The following is a 17,579-nucleotide window of genomic DNA, read 5'->3' as shown; positions in this document are numbered from 1 at the left end:
CTGACGGCCTGCTGTGTTCGGGATCTGAAGGCGCGCAGCGGGGTCGGATCCGTCCCCGGGGCCCCAACGCCTTAACCAAGCACGTGAGTTGAATTGACCTGTCCGCAACACTTGACGGTTCAAAGGGTGACGTCCACCCTCCCGGTTGCGGGGAGCGCTCTCTCCCTTTCACAACACCCTCGCCCGCTGGAGGAGTTCGCCTGGACGTCCCGGTAAGGCACCGAGGAAGACCCCGCAGGGCCAGAATGGTCTGGCATGACTTATGTGATCACCGCCGCTCAGCCTGACGACGCCGCGACGTTGGGGCCCATGCACCTGCGGAACCACCTCAACGCAGACGCAGGGATCGACGAGTCCCCTACCTCTGGCGAGGAAGACTGCCAACCCTGCCTATGACCCGCGAGGCCCCATCGGCCGCCGACTTCAGCAGAGCACGGGCATCGGGCCGTGCCCGGTCACGGCACCACCGTCGTATCGCGTCGTGCTCACCGGCGCCGTGTCCCGGGAGCTCCGGCTCCAGCCGCTCATGCTCCTGGCTGTCCGGCGGACGGGTGAGCAAGGGAACCTCAGCGACTGCTCAAGTGAGTTGATCATCCCGCCAAGATCGATAGTGTTCATGCTGCTCCACCGAACACGACGCTCTACAGCGGCAGTAGCAGCGACGGATGCTGCAAGTACAGCAGTAGACGGACCGCCGGCCGATTGGTCCCGACAAGGGAGCACGGCTGACCGCGGCGGCCGATGGAAACATCTCGGCTTCCGATTTTGAAAGGTTGCGGAATGAATGCTCTCACCGCTCTGGCGTCAGCCGCTTTCGGCTCCTCCCTGTATCTCACGACTTTCTCGGCTGTGAGCTGGCTGAACCAGATGCCCTCGCGTATCAGAATCACCGGCCTGGTGGTAACCGTCATGGTTCTGTGCGCAGTTATCGGGATGATCGCGTTCGCGAGCCTGAGCGTCACGATCGGGTTCATCGTGGGTGCCGGCATGACACCGCCCGTACACCGGTGGATCCTGCAACGACGCAGCCCCGTCGCCAGTTCCTGACCTTTCGGCGTGACTCGAACCCTGGGGAACCGGCAACTGCTGCCGGACGCCTGCCTCGTTCCAGTCCCGCAGCCGCCGCCGGCACGTCATCCCCGACCGAAGCCCAACTCCTGCGGCAGGTACTCCCATGGGATGCCGGTGCAGCCCGAACAGGGTGCCGCACAGCACCTGCCAGGCCCTACGCCGACACGGAACGTGCAAGCGGCTTCCACCTTGAGCTGCCCAACAGACGCTCAGGCCGACTCGCGTACCACCAGGGCCGGATGGAAGATCACCGACGGCGGGCGCAGTCCCGGCTGGTTGATCTGCCGCAGCAGCAGCCTGGCCATCTCGGACGACATCTCCTCCACCGGCTGACGCACGGTCGTCAGCGGAGGGTCACAGGCCAGGGCGGCATTACTGTCGTCGAAACCGACGACAGCGACGTCCTGCGGCACCCTGCGGCCTTCCCGCGCGAGCACGGGCAGCGCGCCGAGCGCCATCAGGTCGGACGCGACGAAGACACCGTCGAGGTCGGGCCGCCCGGCCAGGAGCTTCTTCATCGCGGCGGCCCCTCCCGCGTGGGTGAAGTCGCCCTCGACGCAGGCGACATCGTCGATGCCGTGCCGCGCCATCGCGCCGAGAAACCCGTCGAGACGCTCCTGTGCGGCCGGCATGTCCTGCGGGCCCGTCACGGTGCCGATCCGCCGGCGGCCGAGCCCCACCAGGTGGTCGGCGGCCAACTGGACGCCCGCGCGCTGGTCCACCTCGACATAAGTGACGCCAGTGAGCTGCGCACGCCGCCCCGCGTGAACGGCGGGCAGCCGCGTCTCGGTGATCATCTGCGGCAACGGGTCCGCGCCGTGGGCGGAGACGAGCACCACGCCGTCGACATGCCCTTGCCGCAGATAGGACAGCAACTGGCCGCGGGAGACCTCGTCGTCCACCAGCATGAGCATCATCTGCACCCCGGCCGGGCGCAGGACGTCGAGCAGTCCGCCGACCACCCGCCCGAAGTAGGGGTCCGTGAACATCCGCCCGATGAACGGAGTGGCGACGGACCGCTGTTCCTGCTCGGAGACCACGAGGGCTATGGAGTCGGTACGCCGGGTCACCAGCGACCGGGCGGCGCGGTTGGGTACGTAGTGGGTGGCGGCGATGGCCTCCTCGACGATCTGCCGGAGCGCTGGATCCACCGTCGTCGCACCGTTGATCACACGGGAAACGGTGGCCCGGGAGACGCCGGCCACCCGGGCCACGTCCTCGAGGGTCACGGGACGTGTGGACTGGGGCACGTCGGCAGTCATGACCTCTTTATACCGGCAGGTACCGGCGGTGCGGCGGCCGGTTCCCCCGATGGTTGCGCCTGACACCTACCGCAGCGAGGACCGAAGTCCTTCGCATGCCGTGCCCCGCGTGCACATCGGTACAGGGCAGCCCCATCCGGTTCAACAGCGGGAGTGTCTGAACAACACGGCTCTCCCAACCGCGCGCGAGAGAAGCTTCCTCGACTCACGGCGCAGGGAGCGCTCTCCCGTAGAGACTGGAGAGCGCTCCCCGAGCTGTCAAGGAGTGCCGCGAGAGCGAGTTGAGGCCCGACAGCGCGCTCAGGCCGGCGTTGACAGACTCGCGCGGGGCTGGTTGTAATGACCGGCGTGACGCGCGGCGTCGGCCACAGAGCAGTGGGCCGGCCGGCGATCGAGCGATCACCACGCACCGAAGGGTCCCGCCATGAGTTCACACTCCGCGACCTGCGTCTGACCTGAACGTCCCGCGCACCCCCTCGGCGGTTGCGCGCCACGCTCGCCTCATGCGCCCCCATCATCTCGTTCTGCCGCTTCCGTAGGTCATCCGTACGCAGCCGTGCCGTGGCCCGTGCGCAGCCTCGGCCGGCCCTGTCGCCATCGCCCCGAGTCCCGGGGTGTGTGGTGCACGGCTGCCGGGCCGCGTGATCGGGTCCCGTGCCCGGCAGCGCCCGCGATGCCCGCAGGCATCCACCCGGCCGTCCCAGGTCACAGCCCTCCCTCGCCATCTGTCGGCGATCCATGGGCGATCCCTCGGCGTCAGCGCCGTCACTCACCGTTCAGGAGTATCGAGACCGTATGCCCACGTCCTCCCACCAGCACGTCATCGAGGAGTTCCGAGCCGGCCGGGGAAAGGTCGGCGGACCCTTCGAGGGAGGTGATCTCCTTCTGCTGACGACCACCGGCGCGCAGTCCGGCAAGGAGCACACCACCCCCCTCGGCTTTGTGCGCGACCGCGATCTGCTGCTGATCGTCGCGTCCAACCTCGGCGCCTCCCGGCACCCCGACTGGTACCACAACCTGCTCGCCCACCCCCTCGTCCAGGTGGAGATCGGCACCGAGTCCTTCGAAGCCGTCGCGGTACCCGCCGAAGGGGCCCGCCGTGACCGGTTGTTCGCGAGTGTCGTCGCGGTGTCGCCCGGCTATGCCGACTACCAGGCCCTCACGACCCGGACCCTGCCGGTCGTGGTGCTGGAACGCACCGAGCCGGAAGATCAGCCGCGGCCGATCAACTCCCTGGCCGACAAGCTCCTGGAGGTCCACACCTGGCTGCGTTCCCAGCTGCGCCACGTACGGGCCGAGGCGGACGCGCACCTCGCCGCACGCGCGGCGCAGGGGCCCGGCGCGACAGCGGCCCCCGGGCTCGGATTCCAGATCCGGCAGCACTGTCTCGCGTTCTGCGAGACCTTGACGTTCCATCACACCAGTGAGGACGCGCACATCTTCCCCGCCATCGCGCACTACCATCCGGACCTGGTGCCCGTGCTCGACCGACTCCGCCAGGAGCACGGGGCCGTGGCCCGGATCAAGGACGAGCTGGCGGCACTGCTGGCCGACATCGGCGCCGCCGATCCGCGGCAGTTCCTCGCCGAACTGGACCGGATGACCGACGAACTGACGGCGCACCTCGACTACGAGGAGCAGTGGCTGCTGCCGGTCCTGGCGGAGGTTCCGTTCCCGCCGGGTCCGGGTCCGGCTGCGGGTCCCGCCGAATAGCACCTGAGGTGTGAACGGACGGGCGGCGGATGTGGTGATCCGCCGCCCACGCGGGCCCTCGGTTCGCGCGGGATCACGGTTCACACAATCGTGCAACATTGCCGCTTCATTGCAGCCCTGTGGCCATGTCGGGCCGCCCCTTCCCCGTTCGATTTTCCGGTCGTTACGTTGCCGAAGACCGCACCGGAGAAGGCGAGTTCACTATGCCGGAGATCTCAGCGACCGACGAATACCTGACCAACAACCAGGCCTATGCCGCATCGTTCAGCGGGCCCCTTCCCCTCCCGCCCTCGCGGCAGGTCGCCGTGGTCGCGTGCATGGACGCGCGGCTGAACGTGTACGCGATCCTGGGCCTCGACGACGGCGAGGCGCACGTCATCCGCAATGCCGGCGGTGTGGTGACGGATGACGAGATCCGCTCGCTGGCCATCAGCCAACGCCTCCTCGGCACCCGCGAGATCATTCTCATTCACCACACCGATTGCGGGATGCTCACGTTCACCGACGACGGATTCAAGGGGCAGATCGAGAAAGAGACCGGAATCAAGCCGCCCTGGTCCGCGGAGTCCTTCTCCGATCTCGAGGATGACGTCCGGCAGTCGATCCGCCGCATTTCCGCGAGCCCTTTCGTGCCGCACACCGATTCCGTCCGCGGGTTCGTCTTCGACGTGGCCACCGGACACCTCGCGGAAGTCTCCTGACCACCTCGGGCATCCGTCACGGCACGCCCCCGGGCCCCGGCCGCACCGCCGCTTCCCACCCAGCCTGCCCCTGCCTCCGCCTCCGTACGAAGAGAGAGCCATGAGCCAGCCGATCGACTCCGTCACCGCCGGACACACCCCTGACGGCGCAGCCCCCGATCCCGCCTCCCGCTGGTCGTTCGAGACCCGGCAGATCCACGCGGGGACGGCGCCCGATCCCGTCACCGGCGCCCGCGCGGTGCCGATCTACCAGACGAGCTCCTTCGTCTTCCGCGACACCCAGCACGCCGCCGACCTGTTCTCGCTGGCCGAACCGGGCAACATCTACACCCGCATCCACAACCCCACCCAGGACGCCTTCGAGCAGCGTGTGGCCGCGCTGGAGGGCGGAGTCGCCGCGGTGGCACTCGCATCCGGGCAGGCGGCCGAGACCCTCGCGATCCTGACGCTGGCGAGCGCCGGCGACCACATCGTCTCCAGTGCCTCTCTCTACGGGGGCACGTACAACCTCTTCCGGCACACGCTGCCGAAGTTCGGGATCGAGGTCTCCTTCGTCGACGACCCGGACGACGTGGAGGCATGGCGCGCCGCGGTCCGGCCCAACACCAAGGCGCTGTTCGCGGAGACGCTCGGCAATCCGCGCGGCAACGTGCTCGATGTCCGGGCCGTCGCGGACACCGCGCACGAGGCCGGGGTACCGCTCATCGTGGACAACACCGTGCCGACCCCGTTCCTGCTGCGGCCGATCGAGCACGGCGCCGATGTCGTGGTGCACTCGGCGACGAAGTTCCTCGGCGGCCACGGCACCACCATCGGCGGTGTCGTGGTGGACGGCGGCACCTTCGACTTCGGTGCCCACGCCGAACGCTTCCCGGACTTCAACGAGCCCGACCCCAGCTACCACGGTCTGCGCTACTGGCCCGCTCTCGGCCCCAGCGCCTTCGCGGTCAAGCTCCGGGTCCAACTGCTCCGCGACCTCGGCCCCGCCATCTCGCCGCACTCGTCCTTCCTGCTCCTCCAGGGCGTGGAGACGCTCAGTCTCCGCATCGAACGGCACTCGGCCAACGCACAGGCGCTGGCGGAGTGGCTGGAGCAGCGCGACGAGGTGGCGGCGGTCCACTACCCGGGCCTGCCGTCGAGCCGTTGGTACGAGGCCGCGCAGCGCTATCTGCCCCGGGGCTCGGGCGCCGTCCTCTCCTTCGAACTGCGCGACGGCGTGGCGGCGGGGAGGAAGTTCGTCGACGCGGTCGAGCTGTTCAGCCATCTCGCGAACATCGGGGACGTCCGCAGCCTGATCATCCATCCCGCGTCCACGACCCACAGCCAGCTCGACGCCGACCAGCTCGCGGCCACGGGAGCGTCCCCGGGCCTCGTGCGGCTCTCGGTCGGCATCGAGAACATCGCCGACCTGAAGGCCGATCTCGAAGCGGGGTTCCGAGCGGCCAAGGAGGCCTCCTGACCGCGGAGGCCGCGGCGACCGTCCCTCTCCTCCCGGCCACGGGGGCCTGGCAGGAGGGGGACGCGCCGGGCCGGCGCCGATGGGCGGTGCTGGAGAAGCCGTTGCCCCTGGAGGCCGGCGGTGCGCTGCCCGGCGTACGCATGGCGTACGAGACCTGGGGCCGGCTCGCCCCGGATGCCTCCAACGCCGTGCTCGTCCTGCACGCGCTGACCGGCGACAGTCACGTCAGCGGTCCCGTGGAGCCCGGCCACCCGACACCCGGCTGGTGGGACGGCCTGATCGGCCCCGGCAGCGCGGTGGACACCGACCGCTGGTTCGTCGTCGCCCCGAATGTGCTCGGCGGCTGCCAGGGCAGTACGGGCCCCTCCTCACGCCGCGCGGACGGCAGGCGCTGGGGCGGCAGCTTCCCCTTCCTCACTCAGCGGGACCAGGTCTCGGCCGAGGCATGCCTGGCCGACCTGCTGGGGATCGACCGCTGGGCGGCGGTGATCGGCGGGTCGATGGGCGGCATGCGCGCGCTGGAGTGGGCGGTGTCCCGTCCGGATCGCACGGAGTCCCTGCTGCTGCTCGCCTGCCCGCCCTCCGCGAGCGCCGAACAGATCGCCTGGGCCGACATCCAGCTCCGCGCCATCCGTTCGGATCCGCACTGGCGCAACGGCGACTACCACGACGCGGGAGACGGCCGTGGCCCGCACACCGGCCTCGGCCTCGCTCGCCGGCTGGCCCATGTCACCTACCGCAGCGAGCCCGAACTCGACGCACGCTTCGGCCGAGCCGCCCAGGGCGACGAACAGCCCTGGCGGGGTGGCCGGTACCAGGTGGAGTCCTACCTCGACCATCACGCGGCCAAGCTGGTCCGCCGTTTCGACGCCGGGAGCTATGTGACGCTCACCGAGTCGATGAACAGCCACGACATCGGCCGGGGACGTGGCGGCACGGCCGCGGCACTGGCCCGCGTGCGGGCCCGGACGCTGGTCGCGGGTGTCGATTCCGACCGGCTGTACCCACTGCACCAGCAGGCGGAGCTGGCGGCCGGCATTCCGCATGCGGACCGCTCGCGGACGATCGAGTCGCCGTACGGGCACGACGGGTTCCTGATCGAGACGGGACAGGTCGGGGCGCTGGTACGGGAGTTGCTCGACGGGTAGGCCCGCTCTCCATGTGCCGTGGAGCTGCGACGGCCGGGGCGGCGGGTACGCCCTGTCCGCCGCGCGGGCCCTCCCCAGCCCGCCGGACACACCCACCCTCACGCCGCCATCGCCACACCCGTCCTCGCGAGCACCGGCTCGCGGCGCACCGTTCGCTCCCCGCCGAACACCATCACCCGCAGGACCGCGAACCGTGCGATGCCCGCCAATGCCGAGGCCGTCAGATACACGGCCTGTTCGGTGAGGGCCGACGGGGCCGGCTGCACCGCGTACAGGGCGAGCAACGCCCCCGTCGTGAAGGCGTAGCTGACGGCCACCGTCAGTCCGGACCGGAGGTGAACCCCCCAACCCCTGCGCTCACTGCGGAAGGTGACCCTTCCGTGCAGTTCCGTGGCGATCAGGGTCGAGACGACGGTGATCACCGCGTTGGCGACCGCCACCGGCAGCAGGTCGTGGGTCAGAACCAGGACTCCGCTCGACGCCAGCCCCACGCCACCGCCGCAGAGGACGAACCGGACGAAGGCCGCGACCATGTGCCCTGACGGCTTCGGCTGGTTCGACTGCGGGGTCACGGGAGGGCCTCCGATACGGGTTGCTGGGCTCGTGTTCCATTCCAGTCCAGAACCTAGGGGGAGCGCGTCGGCCCAGCGATGGGGTTCACCCCCCACTTCGATCAGGGTTGCCCCCTACGACCCGGGGGGTATCCCCCCGGGCCGGGCGGTCGTCCTCTGCCCCCGTGCCGGGACGCGCGTGCCTCCCGGCCGTGACGCGAGGGGTTTACAGCTTCAGGAGAACGCTGTAGTCACTGGTGGTGCGCCGTCCGATTTCGTTTGAGCCTGTTGGTAGTTGAGGAACTATCAGCTGCACTGCGGCGCGCAGAGCGGGACTGACAACGTTGCCACATGGCGAGGTGGAGGCTTTCGGTGCTCACTGGGTCACCCAGCTCCAAGTTCGGACTTCTGACATGGTTGGCCGTCGTGCTGAGCACCGTGCTCGGCGTCGGCACGCTCACGGCCCCGGCATCCGCCGAGGAGCGGAGAGGCGGATCCTGGACGGTCACGCGGCAGACAGGGGCATCGGGTCTTCTGTCGGCCGATGTGCGGCTCGACGGCACGGACGGCACGTTGTCGTTCGCCGTCCGCCGAGGCGGGGCGACCGTACTGGAGCCCGCGCCCCTCGGCATCGTCACCGACGCCGCCGATCTGACCGCGGGTCTGCGGCTGCGCGACCGGGACACCCGCGAGGTGACCGAGCGCTACACGACGACGACCGGCAAGGAGCGCCGGCGAACCGCACGGATGACACAGACGCGCTTCTCGTTCGCCGGTGACGGCGGCGCCCGGCTCGACCTCGATGTGCGGGTGTCCGACGACGGGGTCGCGTACCGGTATGTGCTGCCGGACGAGGACGGCGTGACCGTCCTGCGGGAAGCGTCCGCCTTCCAGCTTCCCGCCGCGTCCCCGGCCTGGCTCATGCCCTACACCGTCAACTACGAGCGCCCGCGCACCGAGACGACCGCCGGAGGGGCGGCCGCGGGTGACTACGGCCATCCCTCGCTCTTCCGCTCCGGCGACAGTTTCGTGCTGCTGACCGAGTCGGACGTCGACGGCCGGTACGCGGGCAGCCGTCTGACCCACGAAGCGGGCAGCGCCCGGTACACGGTCCGGCTCGCGGACGAACGCATCAGCTCGCCCGGCCCGCTGGCCACACCCTGGCGCACCGCCGTCATCGGCGACCTGGCCACGGTCACCGAGTCCACGCTCGTCGACGACCTCGCCCCGGCGTCCCGCATCCGGGACACGTCGTGGATACGGCCGGGCAAGGTCGCCTGGTCCTGGCTCGCCGGATTCGGCGCCGCGCAGCGGAGCCTGGAGACGCAGCAGCGGTTCGTCGACTACAGCGCGGCTCACGGCTGGGAGTACACGCTCGTCGACGACGGCTGGAAGACCACCGACTGGATGCCCCAGCTGATCTCCTACGCACAACAGCGGGGAGTGAAGGTCCTGTTGTGGATGCACTGGAGCGATCTGGACACCGCCGCCGAGCGCGCGGAGGTGCTGCCCAGGATCAAGAAGTGGGGCGCGGCCGGGCTGAAGATCGACTTCATGGACTCCGACTCCCAGGCACGCTTCCGCTGGTACGACGACATCCTGAAGGCCACCGCCGAGCAGAAGTTGCTGGTCAACTTCCATGGTTCGACGCTGCCGCACGGCATCCAGCGCACCTGGCCGCAGGTGATGACGATGGAGGCGGTCTATGGCGCCGAGCAGGGCAACGTCTCCGTCGCCGATGTCACCACCCTGCCGTTCACACGCAATGCCGTGGGTTCGATGGACTACACACCCATGGGGTTCCAGTTCGGTACGCGCAACACCTCCGAGGCCGCCGAACTGGCACTGTCCGTCGTCTACGAATCCGGGTTCCAGAACTACGCCGGCTCGGTCCAGGCCTATCGGGACCGGCCGCAGTTGGAACGCTTCCTCGAGCAAGTGCCCACCGTCTGGGACGAGTCCAGACTCCTGTCCGGCCACCCGGGCGACGGCGCCGCCTTCGCCCGGCGCAGCGGCGACCGCTGGTTCCTCGGCAGCGTCACCGCCGACGGCCCCGCCACCCAACGGGTACCGCTCGGCTTCCTCGGTTCCGGTCGCTGGCGGGTCGAGGTGGTACGCGACGGAGCGGACGGGCTGGTCCGCGAGTCCCGCGTCGTCGATCGTCGCGACAGCCTGTCGGTGCCGACCGTGCGCAATGGCGGGTTCGCCGCGCTCGTCTGCCGGGACACGCCCGGGCGCACCACCTGCGACGAGCCGGTCCGCCGTGTGCCGCTGACCTCCCTGACGGCGACGCCGATGACAACGGAGGCAGAGCCGGGAGGGAGCATCGCGGTCGACAGCCGGTTCCTCGTCGAGGAGTTCGGCCCCGCCGCGGATGTCCGGCTCACGGCGAGCGCTCCAGCCGGCTGGACGGTCCGGGGTGCGGGCGCCGAGGCCGAACGGCTGGCCACGGGCGGCAGGCTCGATGCGCACTGGACGGTGCAGGTGCCGAAGGACACGGCCTACGGCAACCACGACGTGGTGGTGGCCGCGGAGTACCGGGCTCCCGGGTCCTCGCCGCGCACTCCCCCGCTGCGTTCGCTGAGGACCGTGCGCGTCTTCGTCTCGCCGCCCGGGGTCGACCATGTGAGCGACCTGCCGTTCGTCACCGAGCGCAACGGCTGGGGCCCCGTCGAGCGCGATCAGTCGAACGGCGAGAACGGCGCGGGTGACGGCGGCCCGTTGACCATGCGCGGGACGACGTACGACAAGGGTCTCGGCATGCATGCCGAGGGCGAGGTCGCCGTCGACATCGGCGGGGCGTACGACCGGTTCACCGCGAACGTCGGCATCGACGACGAGGTCAGCGGTGCGGGCACGGTGGTCTTCCAGGTCATCGGCGACGGGCGGGTGCTGGCGACGACGGGCGTACTGAGCCGCACCGATGCCGCGCATCCGATCGATGTCGACGTCACGGGTGTACGGCGGCTGACGCTCCGCGCGACGGACGGCGGCGACGGCATCAACTTCGACCACGCGGACTGGGGTGACGCCCAACTGCGGTTGCCGGACGCCTCCTGAGGCGGAGCCCCCTCCTGTCTCGGTGGTGTACGGCCGTGCCAGTGGCGCGGCCGTACACCACCGGTCCACCATGGCCGGGCCGAAGGATCACAGGAGGACGTCGTGGACGCGATGATGAACGCCGTGGTGCTCGACGCACCGGGGCCGGTGGACCACCTGCATCTGCGCCGTCTCCCGGTCCCCGAGCCGGGCCCCGGCCACGTGCGGATCAGGGTCGAGGCGTTCGGGCTGAACCGGTCGGAACTGCACACACGCCTCGGGCTCGCCGAGGGGGTGACCTTCCCCCGCGTGCTCGGCATCGAGGCGACGGGAACGGTGGACGCCGACCCGGACGGTCAACTGCCGCAGGGCACGCAGGTGGCCACCATGATGGGCGGCATGGGCCGCACGTACGACGGCGGATACGCCGAGTACACGGTGGTGCCGCGGTCGCAGGTGATTCCCTTCCGCTCGGACCTTCCGTGGGAAGTCCTCGGTGCCGTACCCGAGACCCTCCAGACCGCGTACGGATCACTGACCACCGGCCTGGACCTCCGGCCCGGGCAGACGCTGCTGATCCGGGGCGGCACCTCGGCGCTCGGGCTGGCCACGACCGCTCTGGCGAAGCAGCTCGGTGCGACCGTGCCGGCGACGACCCGCAGCGCGGGTCGCCTCGACGACCTCGCCGCCCATGGTGTCGATCATCCGCTGGTCGACGACGGCGGCATCGCCGACCAGGTACGGAAGATCGTGCCCGAGGGCGTCCATGCCGCCCTGGAGCTGGTCGGCACGCCCACGCTGCCCGACACCCTCGCCGCCACCCGCGTCCATGGCACCGTCTGCTTCGCGGGCATGCTGTCGAACGAGTGGACGGTGCCCGACTTCTATCCCATCGGCTACCTCCCGAACGGCGTCCGGCTGACCGGCTACGGAGGCGAGGCCGCCGACCTGCCGGCCGAGGTGCTGCAAGGCCATCTCGACCGCATCGCCGGCGGCAGCGTGGCTCTCGGGCCCGTCCACGTCTACGCGCTGGACGAGATCAGAACCGCGCACGACGACCTGGAGCAGGGCAGGAAGGTGGGCAAGCTCGTCGTCCGTACGGCGTCGTGACGTGACCGCGGGGTGAGGCGGCCGCGTCGCGGACGCGGGCGGGGGAGGCGGCCGCGTCGCGGTGCGCACCCGACCTGGCGCCCCACCACGGCCGACGGCGTCCGGCCGGCCCGGCACCGCTGGACAGCCCGGCCGACGGTGCGACGCTGAAGGGGTACAGACCTGCCGGCGGCGAGACGGCCGATGAATCGCGCGCGTCGGGACGGTCTGCCCCTGTGGGCGGTGCGAGCGTTCCGTCTACGGAGGCGAGCGGAAAGGAACGAGGTCATGACCGACGACGAGACCCGGATCCGGACCCTGATCGAACGCTGGGCGAAGGCCGTGCACGAGGGCGACATCGAGGGTGTCCTGGCCGACCACGCCGACGACATCGTCATGTTCGACGTACCGCCGCCCGACGACGGCGTCCGGGGCATCGACCGCTACCGCGAGACCTGGCCGCCGTTCTTCGTCTGGCAGCAGCAGGGCGCCTGCTTCGATCTCCTCTCGCTCGACGTCACGGCCGGGGACGACGTCGCCTTCGCGCACGCGCTGCTGCGCTGCGGCACCGAGGAGGAGTTGCGGAAGGACCCCGGGAGCCGGCTGCGTCTGACGATCGGGCTGCGCAAGGAGGCCGGCCGCTGGGTCGTCACGCACGAGCACCATTCGTTCCCGGCCAAGGTCTGACGCCGCCGCCCTCCCCCACGCTGTCCGGCCGCCTGGAAAACCCGTAACCGATGGGTTACGCTTTCCCCATGGACGAGGTGGCAGAGGCGATCGCCGATCCGGTGCGCCGGGAGATCCTCGTCATGCTCCGGGGCGCCGCGCTCACCGCCGGCGACATCGCGCGTCGGTTCACCATCAGCCGTCCGGCCGTCAGCCGCCATCTGCGCGTCCTGCGCGAGAGCGGCCTGGTCCACGACGAACTGGTCGGCAGACAGCGGTTCTACCGGCTCGACACCGCGCCGCTCGTCGAGGTCGCCGACTGGATCACGGCCCTCCGGGCCCCGGAGGGCTGGGCGCACCGGCTCGACGCGCTGGAGACCGAGGTCCGCCGCACCACTCGTGAGCGCACCCGGCGCGAGCGCACCGGACAGCCCGTCCCAGGATCCGTCGAACGCACAGAGGACACCGCATGAACCCCACACCCACCGGCCGGCTCCTGCGTACCGCCGACGGCAGCGACCTGGTGGTCACCCGCACGATGCGGGCGCCCATCGACGACGTCTGGGCGAGCGTCACGGAGCCCGAGCGCACCGCCCGATGGTTCGGGCCCTGGAAGGGCGACGCCGCACCCGGCCGCACCATCCAGGTCCGGATGTCGTTCGAGGAAGGGGCACCGTGGTTCGACGCGCAGATCGACGCGTGCGAGCCCGCGCGACGCCTTGCCCTGACCACGGCGGACGAGGCGGGCGCCTGGCACATGGAGCTGCGACTGTCCGAGTCAAACGGGACCACGGAACTCCAGCTGATCCATCACCTCAGGTCCGACCAGGGCGTCGGCGAGATGGGGCCCGGCTGGGAGTACTACCTCGACAATCTGGTCGCCTCGCGCGACGGCACGCCGGCGCCTGTCTTCGACGACTACTACCCGGCGCAGAAGGCGTACTTCGAGGAACTGGCCACGCGCGACTGAGGCGCGGGCACCCGACCCCGCGGACCGGACCGCTCCGCGGGGCGCCGGCCGGTGGCAACCGGTGGTCCGGGATCAGCCGGTGGTCGCGTCAGCCGCCCCCGGCCTCATGATTCCCAGCAGTATCCGCACCAGCTCGTCCACGACCTGATCGAGCGTCGCATCGACGCGCCCCGCACTCCAGTCGTGCAGCAGTCCGTTCACACTGCCGATGAACGCCGCGGCGGCGATGCGGTAGTCGCGCGTCGCCGCTTCGCCGCGCTCGGCCGCCGCGGTCGCCTCGGCGCAGATGAGGTCGACCCAGCGTGCACGCCGGTCCAGCCGTTGCTCCTCCAACCGCGGGCTGACACCGATGATCTCGACGAACGAGATGCGGATGCGCCGGGGGTCGCCGGTGACATCGGCCGCATACGCGCGGAAGGCAGCCGCGGCCCGCTCGGCCATGGGCCGCCCCTCCGCTTCCGCGAGCGCGGCCACGGCCGCCGCCTCCGCCCAGTCGTTGACCTGGAGATGAACGGCGGCGAGCACGTCCTCCAGCGTGCGGAACTCCTCGTAGAACTGACGCGTGGACAGACCCGCTGCCTCGCTCAGCGCCGAGACGGTCGTGGCCCGGTAGCCCGGGCTCTTCCCGAAGAGCTGGAGTCCGGCGGAAAGGAACCGCCGTCGCCGGTCGGCCCGGCGCTCCTCCGCCGACCTGCCCCCGTAGCGGCCGGTCGGTTGTCTCAGCCTGCCGGCCACTGTGCCTCCCCCGCTGACGTCCCGGCCATTTTCTCCTGTCACGACTCTTGTGGCGCGCGCCCCTTGTCGTTACTTTCCAGTAGCTCAATCTGAAGTCAGCCGTATTCAGATCCTCGCCCAGCATCGCAAGGCCCGACCCGCCCCCACGGAAAGGACCGCAGATGTCCCTGCCCGCACGCCGGCATCCCTGGCGCGACACCCCCTCGGCCGCTTCCCCACGGCGCCCGTTACTGCGCACCCTCGGCACCCTCGCCACCGTGGTCGCCCTCACGGTCACCGGTTCGGCCACGGCACTCGCCGCCCCGGCGACACCCGCCCCGACCGTCACCCAGGACCCGGCCCCCGGCCTCCAGCAGGTGATGTTCGTCGGCAACAACTGGGACGGCACCGCCGATGTCATCAAGGCCCGCGGCGACTTCGCCAGGATCGGCAGGATCAATGTCATCCCGGACAGGGACCAGCGCCTGACGGAGATCTACCTCAATCCGCTGAAGCTCGTCTTCTTCCTCGGCATCCGCAGCGGCCCCGGTGAGGGTCACGACCAGTTCGTCGACGACATGTACGCCACACCCGACGGCACGGCGATGGTCGTCTCGCGCCCGAGCTTCGCGGACGTCGTGTCGATCGACCTCGCCACCGGACGCATCAACTGGCGCTTCCCCGTCTCCGGCTTCCGCTCCGACCACATGGCGGTCTCGCCCGACGGGACCCGCGTCGCCGTCTCGGCGTCGACGTCCAACACCGTGCACGTGCTCGACATCCGGACGGGCAGGCAACTCGGCTCGTTCAAGACCGGCGACAAGCCCCACGAGAACGTCTTCACCGGCGGCGGCAGGTACTTGTGGAACATGTCGATCGGCGAGGTCAACACCGCGCTGGACGACCCGCTGATGGACTGGACGAAGGGCGACCGGCGCATCACGGTCGTCGACACCGAGACCTTCAAGGAGGTCAAGGTGATCGACATGCGGGCCCGTCTCGACGCCTTCGGCCGCAAGGACCTCTCGGACTCGGTACGGCCCGTCGCCTTCACACCGGACGAGTCGAAGCTGTACTTCCAGGTCTCCTTCTTCAACGGCTTCCTCGAGTACGACATCGCCTCCGACAGGATCACCCGCCTCAAGACGCTGCCGAAGAACCCGGCGACCAGCGAGGACCGCACGACCTGGGTCAACGACTCCCGCCATCACGGCATGTCGATGAGCCCCGCCGGCGACAAGCTCTGCGTCGCCGGGACCATGGACGACTACGCCACGGTCGTCGACAGGGCCTCGCTGCAGGAGGGGCCTCTGGTGACGGCCTCCAAGCCGTACTGGGCGACCGTCAGCGGTGACGGAGCCTCCTGTGTCATCTCCGAGGCCGGCGCCGACCGCGTGACCGCGATCGACTTCGCCACCGGCCGGAAAGTGGCGTCCGTGGACGTCGGCGACCACCCGCAGCGGGTCCGGATAGCGCATGTGACGGCCGGCTGGACCGGTCCCGAGGCGCCCTGACTGCCGGTCAGCAGGCTCCGCGCGAGGGCCGGACCGGTCGCCCGGTCCGGCCCTCGTCCCTGCCGCACGACGCCGCGACCGCCGGCCACCCCCCGAATGCCGGTCCCGGATGGCGGAACGCCCTGACCTCGCGTTTGGATGAAGCGAAGCGTGCGCCTCCTCATGGCGCACAGAGGCCATCACGGTGCCGTCACCGTGGAATCTGGCACAGGGAGCCCGCCATGTCCTTTGAACCCACCTCCTCCCCGGAGGACCGTTCCGACGACGGTTCTGCGGGTCGGACGGGTCCCTTCCCCGCGGGACGACCGGATGCGACCGCGAGCAACGACGAGCCGATACGCACCCTCCTGTGGACCGCGGCGACGCACCGTCCCCTGGACGAGGTCGCCGCACTCGTCAGCCTGCTGAACCGGACCGGTGAACTGTCGCGTCCCGGCGACGAAGCACTGCGCGCCGCCGCGGTGGCCCGTCCTCTGGAAGAGGTCCGCCAGCTGGTCACTCTGCTCAACGAGACACCCCACGACACCGGCGAGGCCGGTACGACGCTTCGCGCGGCAGCCATGGGCAGGTCGATCGAGGACGTCGCCGAACTGGTGGCGATCCTGGGTATGGACCACGGCACGCGGAGCGCCACGGGGTCGATGACCGTGCCCGGCGCGGAGTCCGGGACCGAGCCCCGCCCGGAGTCCGGCGCGGAATCGGACAGGTCGGACCGATCGGACAGGTCGGACACTGAGTCCGAGGCACCGTTCGGCACGGAGCCGCAAGCACCGCACAGCACCGAGTCCGGCACGGAGCCGCAAGCACCGCTCGACACGCCGTTCGGCACGGCGCCGCAGGCGCCCCACGGCGCCGAGTCCGGCACGGAGTTCGGCGCGGACCCCCACGCGCCGTCCGCGTCCGTTCTCGCCCCCGGCTTTCCGCCCGCGTTCGACGAACTCCCCGGCGTCCACGACACCACCCACTTCGCCACGGGTGAGGGCTGGCCCGCCGTGCACGTCGGCGCCGCGGCCGCCACACAGATGGTGGACCGCCCCGCCACGCAGCTCGCGACCCGGCCCGTCATGGTGCGCACGACCGCGCCGACGTTCATGGCGTCCGCCGGCACCCTGCCGGTCCTGGTCCCGCCTCTCTCCGTCCCAACGGCCGCGCCGTCCACGCCCGCCGCCGAGGCGGCCACCCCTGCCCGCGGCCGCTCGTCGGTCGTGCGGTCCCTCCCGCGCTGGGCCGCGGCACTGGCCCTGTCGGCGTGCGGCGTGATTCACGTACCCATGGATCTCGGAGCCCTCCGTGACGGCGGGTACGCGGACGTGGTGTCGCCGGCCATCGCCGTCCTGTGCCTCGTGTTCGGCATCTGGCTCGCGGTGCAGGAGTCGGTGGGGACCTGGGCGGCGGCCGCCGCGACGGCCATCGGGGTGCTCACCGTCTATTCGACATCGGGCTTCGGCGCCGTCGACGTCCTCGGCAACACGCTCGGCGAGACCTTTGCCTGGGCGGATGTGACGGCGGTGAGCTGCGCGGCACTCGCCGCGGTGCTGGCCGCAGCCGCCCTGTTCAGCCGTCAGAAGGCCGCCGGGCCCGCCGGCGAAAGCTGACAGACGCACCACCGGATCGCCGCCGCCCGAACCAGGGCGGGGGCGGTTCCGCGGTCCCGCCCACCCCCCCGCGCAAACCCTGGGGTT

At 70.5% G+C, this 17,579-nt stretch carries 15 protein-coding genes and 1 pseudogene; 12 read left to right on the top strand and 4 right to left on the bottom strand.

The features are described from left to right. Window positions 1-780: 780 nt before the first annotated feature. On the top strand, window positions 781-1,047 hold the full coding sequence (locus tag ACFWU3_RS17790; RefSeq protein ID WP_384437829.1) for a hypothetical protein: 267 nt from the start codon (window positions 781-783) through the stop codon (window positions 1,045-1,047). Window positions 1,048-1,080: 33 nt separating this feature from the next. Here the strand turns inward: ACFWU3_RS17790 and ACFWU3_RS17785 are convergent. Together ACFWU3_RS17785 and ACFWU3_RS17780 are read right to left on the bottom strand one after the other, a co-directional pair. Then, window positions 1,081-1,215 (bottom strand): annotated as a pseudogene (locus ACFWU3_RS17785) (transposase); the annotation flags it as partial. A gap of 65 nt (window positions 1,216-1,280) precedes the next feature. Next, window positions 1,281-2,333: a LacI family DNA-binding transcriptional regulator gene (locus tag ACFWU3_RS17780; protein WP_384437826.1), complete on the bottom strand. Its 1,053-nt coding sequence runs from the start codon at window positions 2,331-2,333 to the stop codon at window positions 1,281-1,283. Between the two features lie 795 nt (window positions 2,334-3,128). On the opposite strand from ACFWU3_RS17780, the gene ACFWU3_RS17775 reads away from it, so the two are divergent. The 4 genes from ACFWU3_RS17775 (at window position 3,129) to ACFWU3_RS17760 (ending at window position 7,354) form a co-directional block, all read left to right on the top strand. Further along, window positions 3,129-4,046 (top strand): nitroreductase/quinone reductase family protein, encoded by a 918-nt coding sequence (locus tag ACFWU3_RS17775; RefSeq protein ID WP_384437823.1) that lies wholly within the window; start codon window positions 3,129-3,131, stop codon window positions 4,044-4,046. A gap of 212 nt (window positions 4,047-4,258) precedes the next feature. Further along, on the top strand, window positions 4,259-4,747 hold the full coding sequence (locus ACFWU3_RS17770) for a beta-class carbonic anhydrase (RefSeq protein ID WP_384438065.1): 489 nt from the start codon (window positions 4,259-4,261) through the stop codon (window positions 4,745-4,747). 100 nt (window positions 4,748-4,847) lie between these two features. Next, the gene (locus tag ACFWU3_RS17765) at window positions 4,848-6,206 is read left to right on the top strand and encodes a bifunctional o-acetylhomoserine/o-acetylserine sulfhydrylase (RefSeq protein WP_384437821.1); all 1,359 of its coding nucleotides are present in this window, start codon (window positions 4,848-4,850) and stop codon (window positions 6,204-6,206) included. Further along, the gene (locus tag ACFWU3_RS17760; protein WP_384438062.1) at window positions 6,203-7,354 is read left to right on the top strand and encodes a homoserine O-acetyltransferase; all 1,152 of its coding nucleotides are present in this window, start codon (window positions 6,203-6,205) and stop codon (window positions 7,352-7,354) included. Before ACFWU3_RS17765 ends, ACFWU3_RS17760 begins: the two co-directional genes overlap by 4 nt. A gap of 98 nt (window positions 7,355-7,452) precedes the next feature. Here ACFWU3_RS17760 and ACFWU3_RS17755 read toward each other — a convergent pair whose 3' ends face one another. Continuing rightward, window positions 7,453-7,926, bottom strand: coding sequence for a hypothetical protein (locus ACFWU3_RS17755; RefSeq protein WP_384437818.1), 474 nt, complete (start codon window positions 7,924-7,926; stop codon window positions 7,453-7,455). 330 nt (window positions 7,927-8,256) lie between these two features. Between ACFWU3_RS17755 and ACFWU3_RS17750 the strand changes: the two genes are divergently transcribed. The 5 genes from ACFWU3_RS17750 (at window position 8,257) to ACFWU3_RS17730 (ending at window position 13,669) form a co-directional block, all read left to right on the top strand. Continuing rightward, window positions 8,257-10,965 carry a glycoside hydrolase family 97 catalytic domain-containing protein gene (locus tag ACFWU3_RS17750; RefSeq protein WP_384437815.1) on the top strand — a complete coding sequence of 903 codons (2,709 nt, stop codon included), beginning with the start codon at window positions 8,257-8,259 and terminating at the stop codon, window positions 10,963-10,965. Window positions 10,966-11,076: 111 nt separating this feature from the next. Next, a complete protein-coding gene (locus ACFWU3_RS17745; protein WP_384438059.1) occupies window positions 11,077-12,054 on the top strand; it encodes a zinc-binding dehydrogenase in 978 nt (325 codons plus the stop codon). A 267-nt stretch (window positions 12,055-12,321) separates the two neighbouring features. Continuing rightward, window positions 12,322-12,720, top strand: coding sequence for a YybH family protein (locus ACFWU3_RS17740; protein WP_384437812.1), 399 nt, complete (start codon window positions 12,322-12,324; stop codon window positions 12,718-12,720). A 68-nt stretch (window positions 12,721-12,788) separates the two neighbouring features. After that, window positions 12,789-13,172, top strand: coding sequence for a metalloregulator ArsR/SmtB family transcription factor (locus ACFWU3_RS17735; protein WP_384437809.1), 384 nt, complete (start codon window positions 12,789-12,791; stop codon window positions 13,170-13,172). Then, on the top strand, window positions 13,169-13,669 hold the full coding sequence (locus ACFWU3_RS17730; RefSeq protein ID WP_384437806.1) for an SRPBCC family protein: 501 nt from the start codon (window positions 13,169-13,171) through the stop codon (window positions 13,667-13,669). The genes ACFWU3_RS17735 and ACFWU3_RS17730 overlap by 4 nt, the downstream gene beginning before the upstream one ends. Before the next feature lie 72 nt (window positions 13,670-13,741). Here ACFWU3_RS17730 and ACFWU3_RS17725 read toward each other — a convergent pair whose 3' ends face one another. Next, the gene (locus tag ACFWU3_RS17725) at window positions 13,742-14,404 is read right to left on the bottom strand and encodes a TetR/AcrR family transcriptional regulator (protein ID WP_384437804.1); all 663 of its coding nucleotides are present in this window, start codon (window positions 14,402-14,404) and stop codon (window positions 13,742-13,744) included. Window positions 14,405-14,565: 161 nt separating this feature from the next. Here ACFWU3_RS17725 and ACFWU3_RS17720 point away from each other — a divergent pair, with 161 nt between their 5' ends. Both ACFWU3_RS17720 and ACFWU3_RS17715 read left to right on the top strand, forming a co-directional pair. Then, window positions 14,566-15,897: a YncE family protein gene (locus ACFWU3_RS17720; RefSeq protein WP_384437801.1), complete on the top strand. Its 1,332-nt coding sequence runs from the start codon at window positions 14,566-14,568 to the stop codon at window positions 15,895-15,897. Between the two features lie 221 nt (window positions 15,898-16,118). Continuing rightward, entirely contained in the window at window positions 16,119-17,492 is a 1,374-nt protein-coding gene (locus ACFWU3_RS17715) for a hypothetical protein (protein WP_384437798.1), read from the top strand. Window positions 17,493-17,579: the final 87 nt, after the last annotated feature.

This window comes from Streptomyces sp. NPDC058685 (assembly GCF_042714725.1).
Taxonomy (GTDB): Bacteria; Actinomycetota; Actinomycetes; order Streptomycetales; family Streptomycetaceae; genus Streptomyces.
The sequence above is the reverse complement of the archived record's forward strand: the minus strand, read 5'-3'. Positions and strand labels throughout refer to the sequence as shown.

Bases quoted from the DNA above. Each gene is read 5' to 3' on its own strand.
- ACFWU3_RS17720 (WP_384437801.1), top strand. From the start codon at position 14,566: ATGTCCCTGCCCGCACGCCGGCATCCCTGGCGCGACACCCCCTCGGCC.
- ACFWU3_RS17740 (WP_384437812.1), top strand. From the start codon at position 12,322: ATGACCGACGACGAGACCCGGATCCGGACCCTGATCGAACGCTGGGCG.
- ACFWU3_RS17715 (WP_384437798.1), top strand. From the start codon at position 16,119: ATGTCCTTTGAACCCACCTCCTCCCCGGAGGACCGTTCCGACGACGGT.
- ACFWU3_RS17780 (WP_384437826.1), bottom strand. From the start codon at position 2,333: ATGACTGCCGACGTGCCCCAGTCCACACGTCCCGTGACCCTCGAGGAC.
- ACFWU3_RS17765 (WP_384437821.1), top strand. From the start codon at position 4,848: ATGAGCCAGCCGATCGACTCCGTCACCGCCGGACACACCCCTGACGGC.
- ACFWU3_RS17735 (WP_384437809.1), top strand. From the start codon at position 12,789: ATGGACGAGGTGGCAGAGGCGATCGCCGATCCGGTGCGCCGGGAGATC.
- ACFWU3_RS17730 (WP_384437806.1), top strand. From the start codon at position 13,169: ATGAACCCCACACCCACCGGCCGGCTCCTGCGTACCGCCGACGGCAGC.
- ACFWU3_RS17790 (WP_384437829.1), top strand. From the start codon at position 781: ATGAATGCTCTCACCGCTCTGGCGTCAGCCGCTTTCGGCTCCTCCCTG.
- ACFWU3_RS17775 (WP_384437823.1), top strand. From the start codon at position 3,129: ATGCCCACGTCCTCCCACCAGCACGTCATCGAGGAGTTCCGAGCCGGC.
- ACFWU3_RS17745 (WP_384438059.1), top strand. From the start codon at position 11,077: ATGATGAACGCCGTGGTGCTCGACGCACCGGGGCCGGTGGACCACCTG.
- ACFWU3_RS17750 (WP_384437815.1), top strand. From the start codon at position 8,257: ATGGCGAGGTGGAGGCTTTCGGTGCTCACTGGGTCACCCAGCTCCAAG.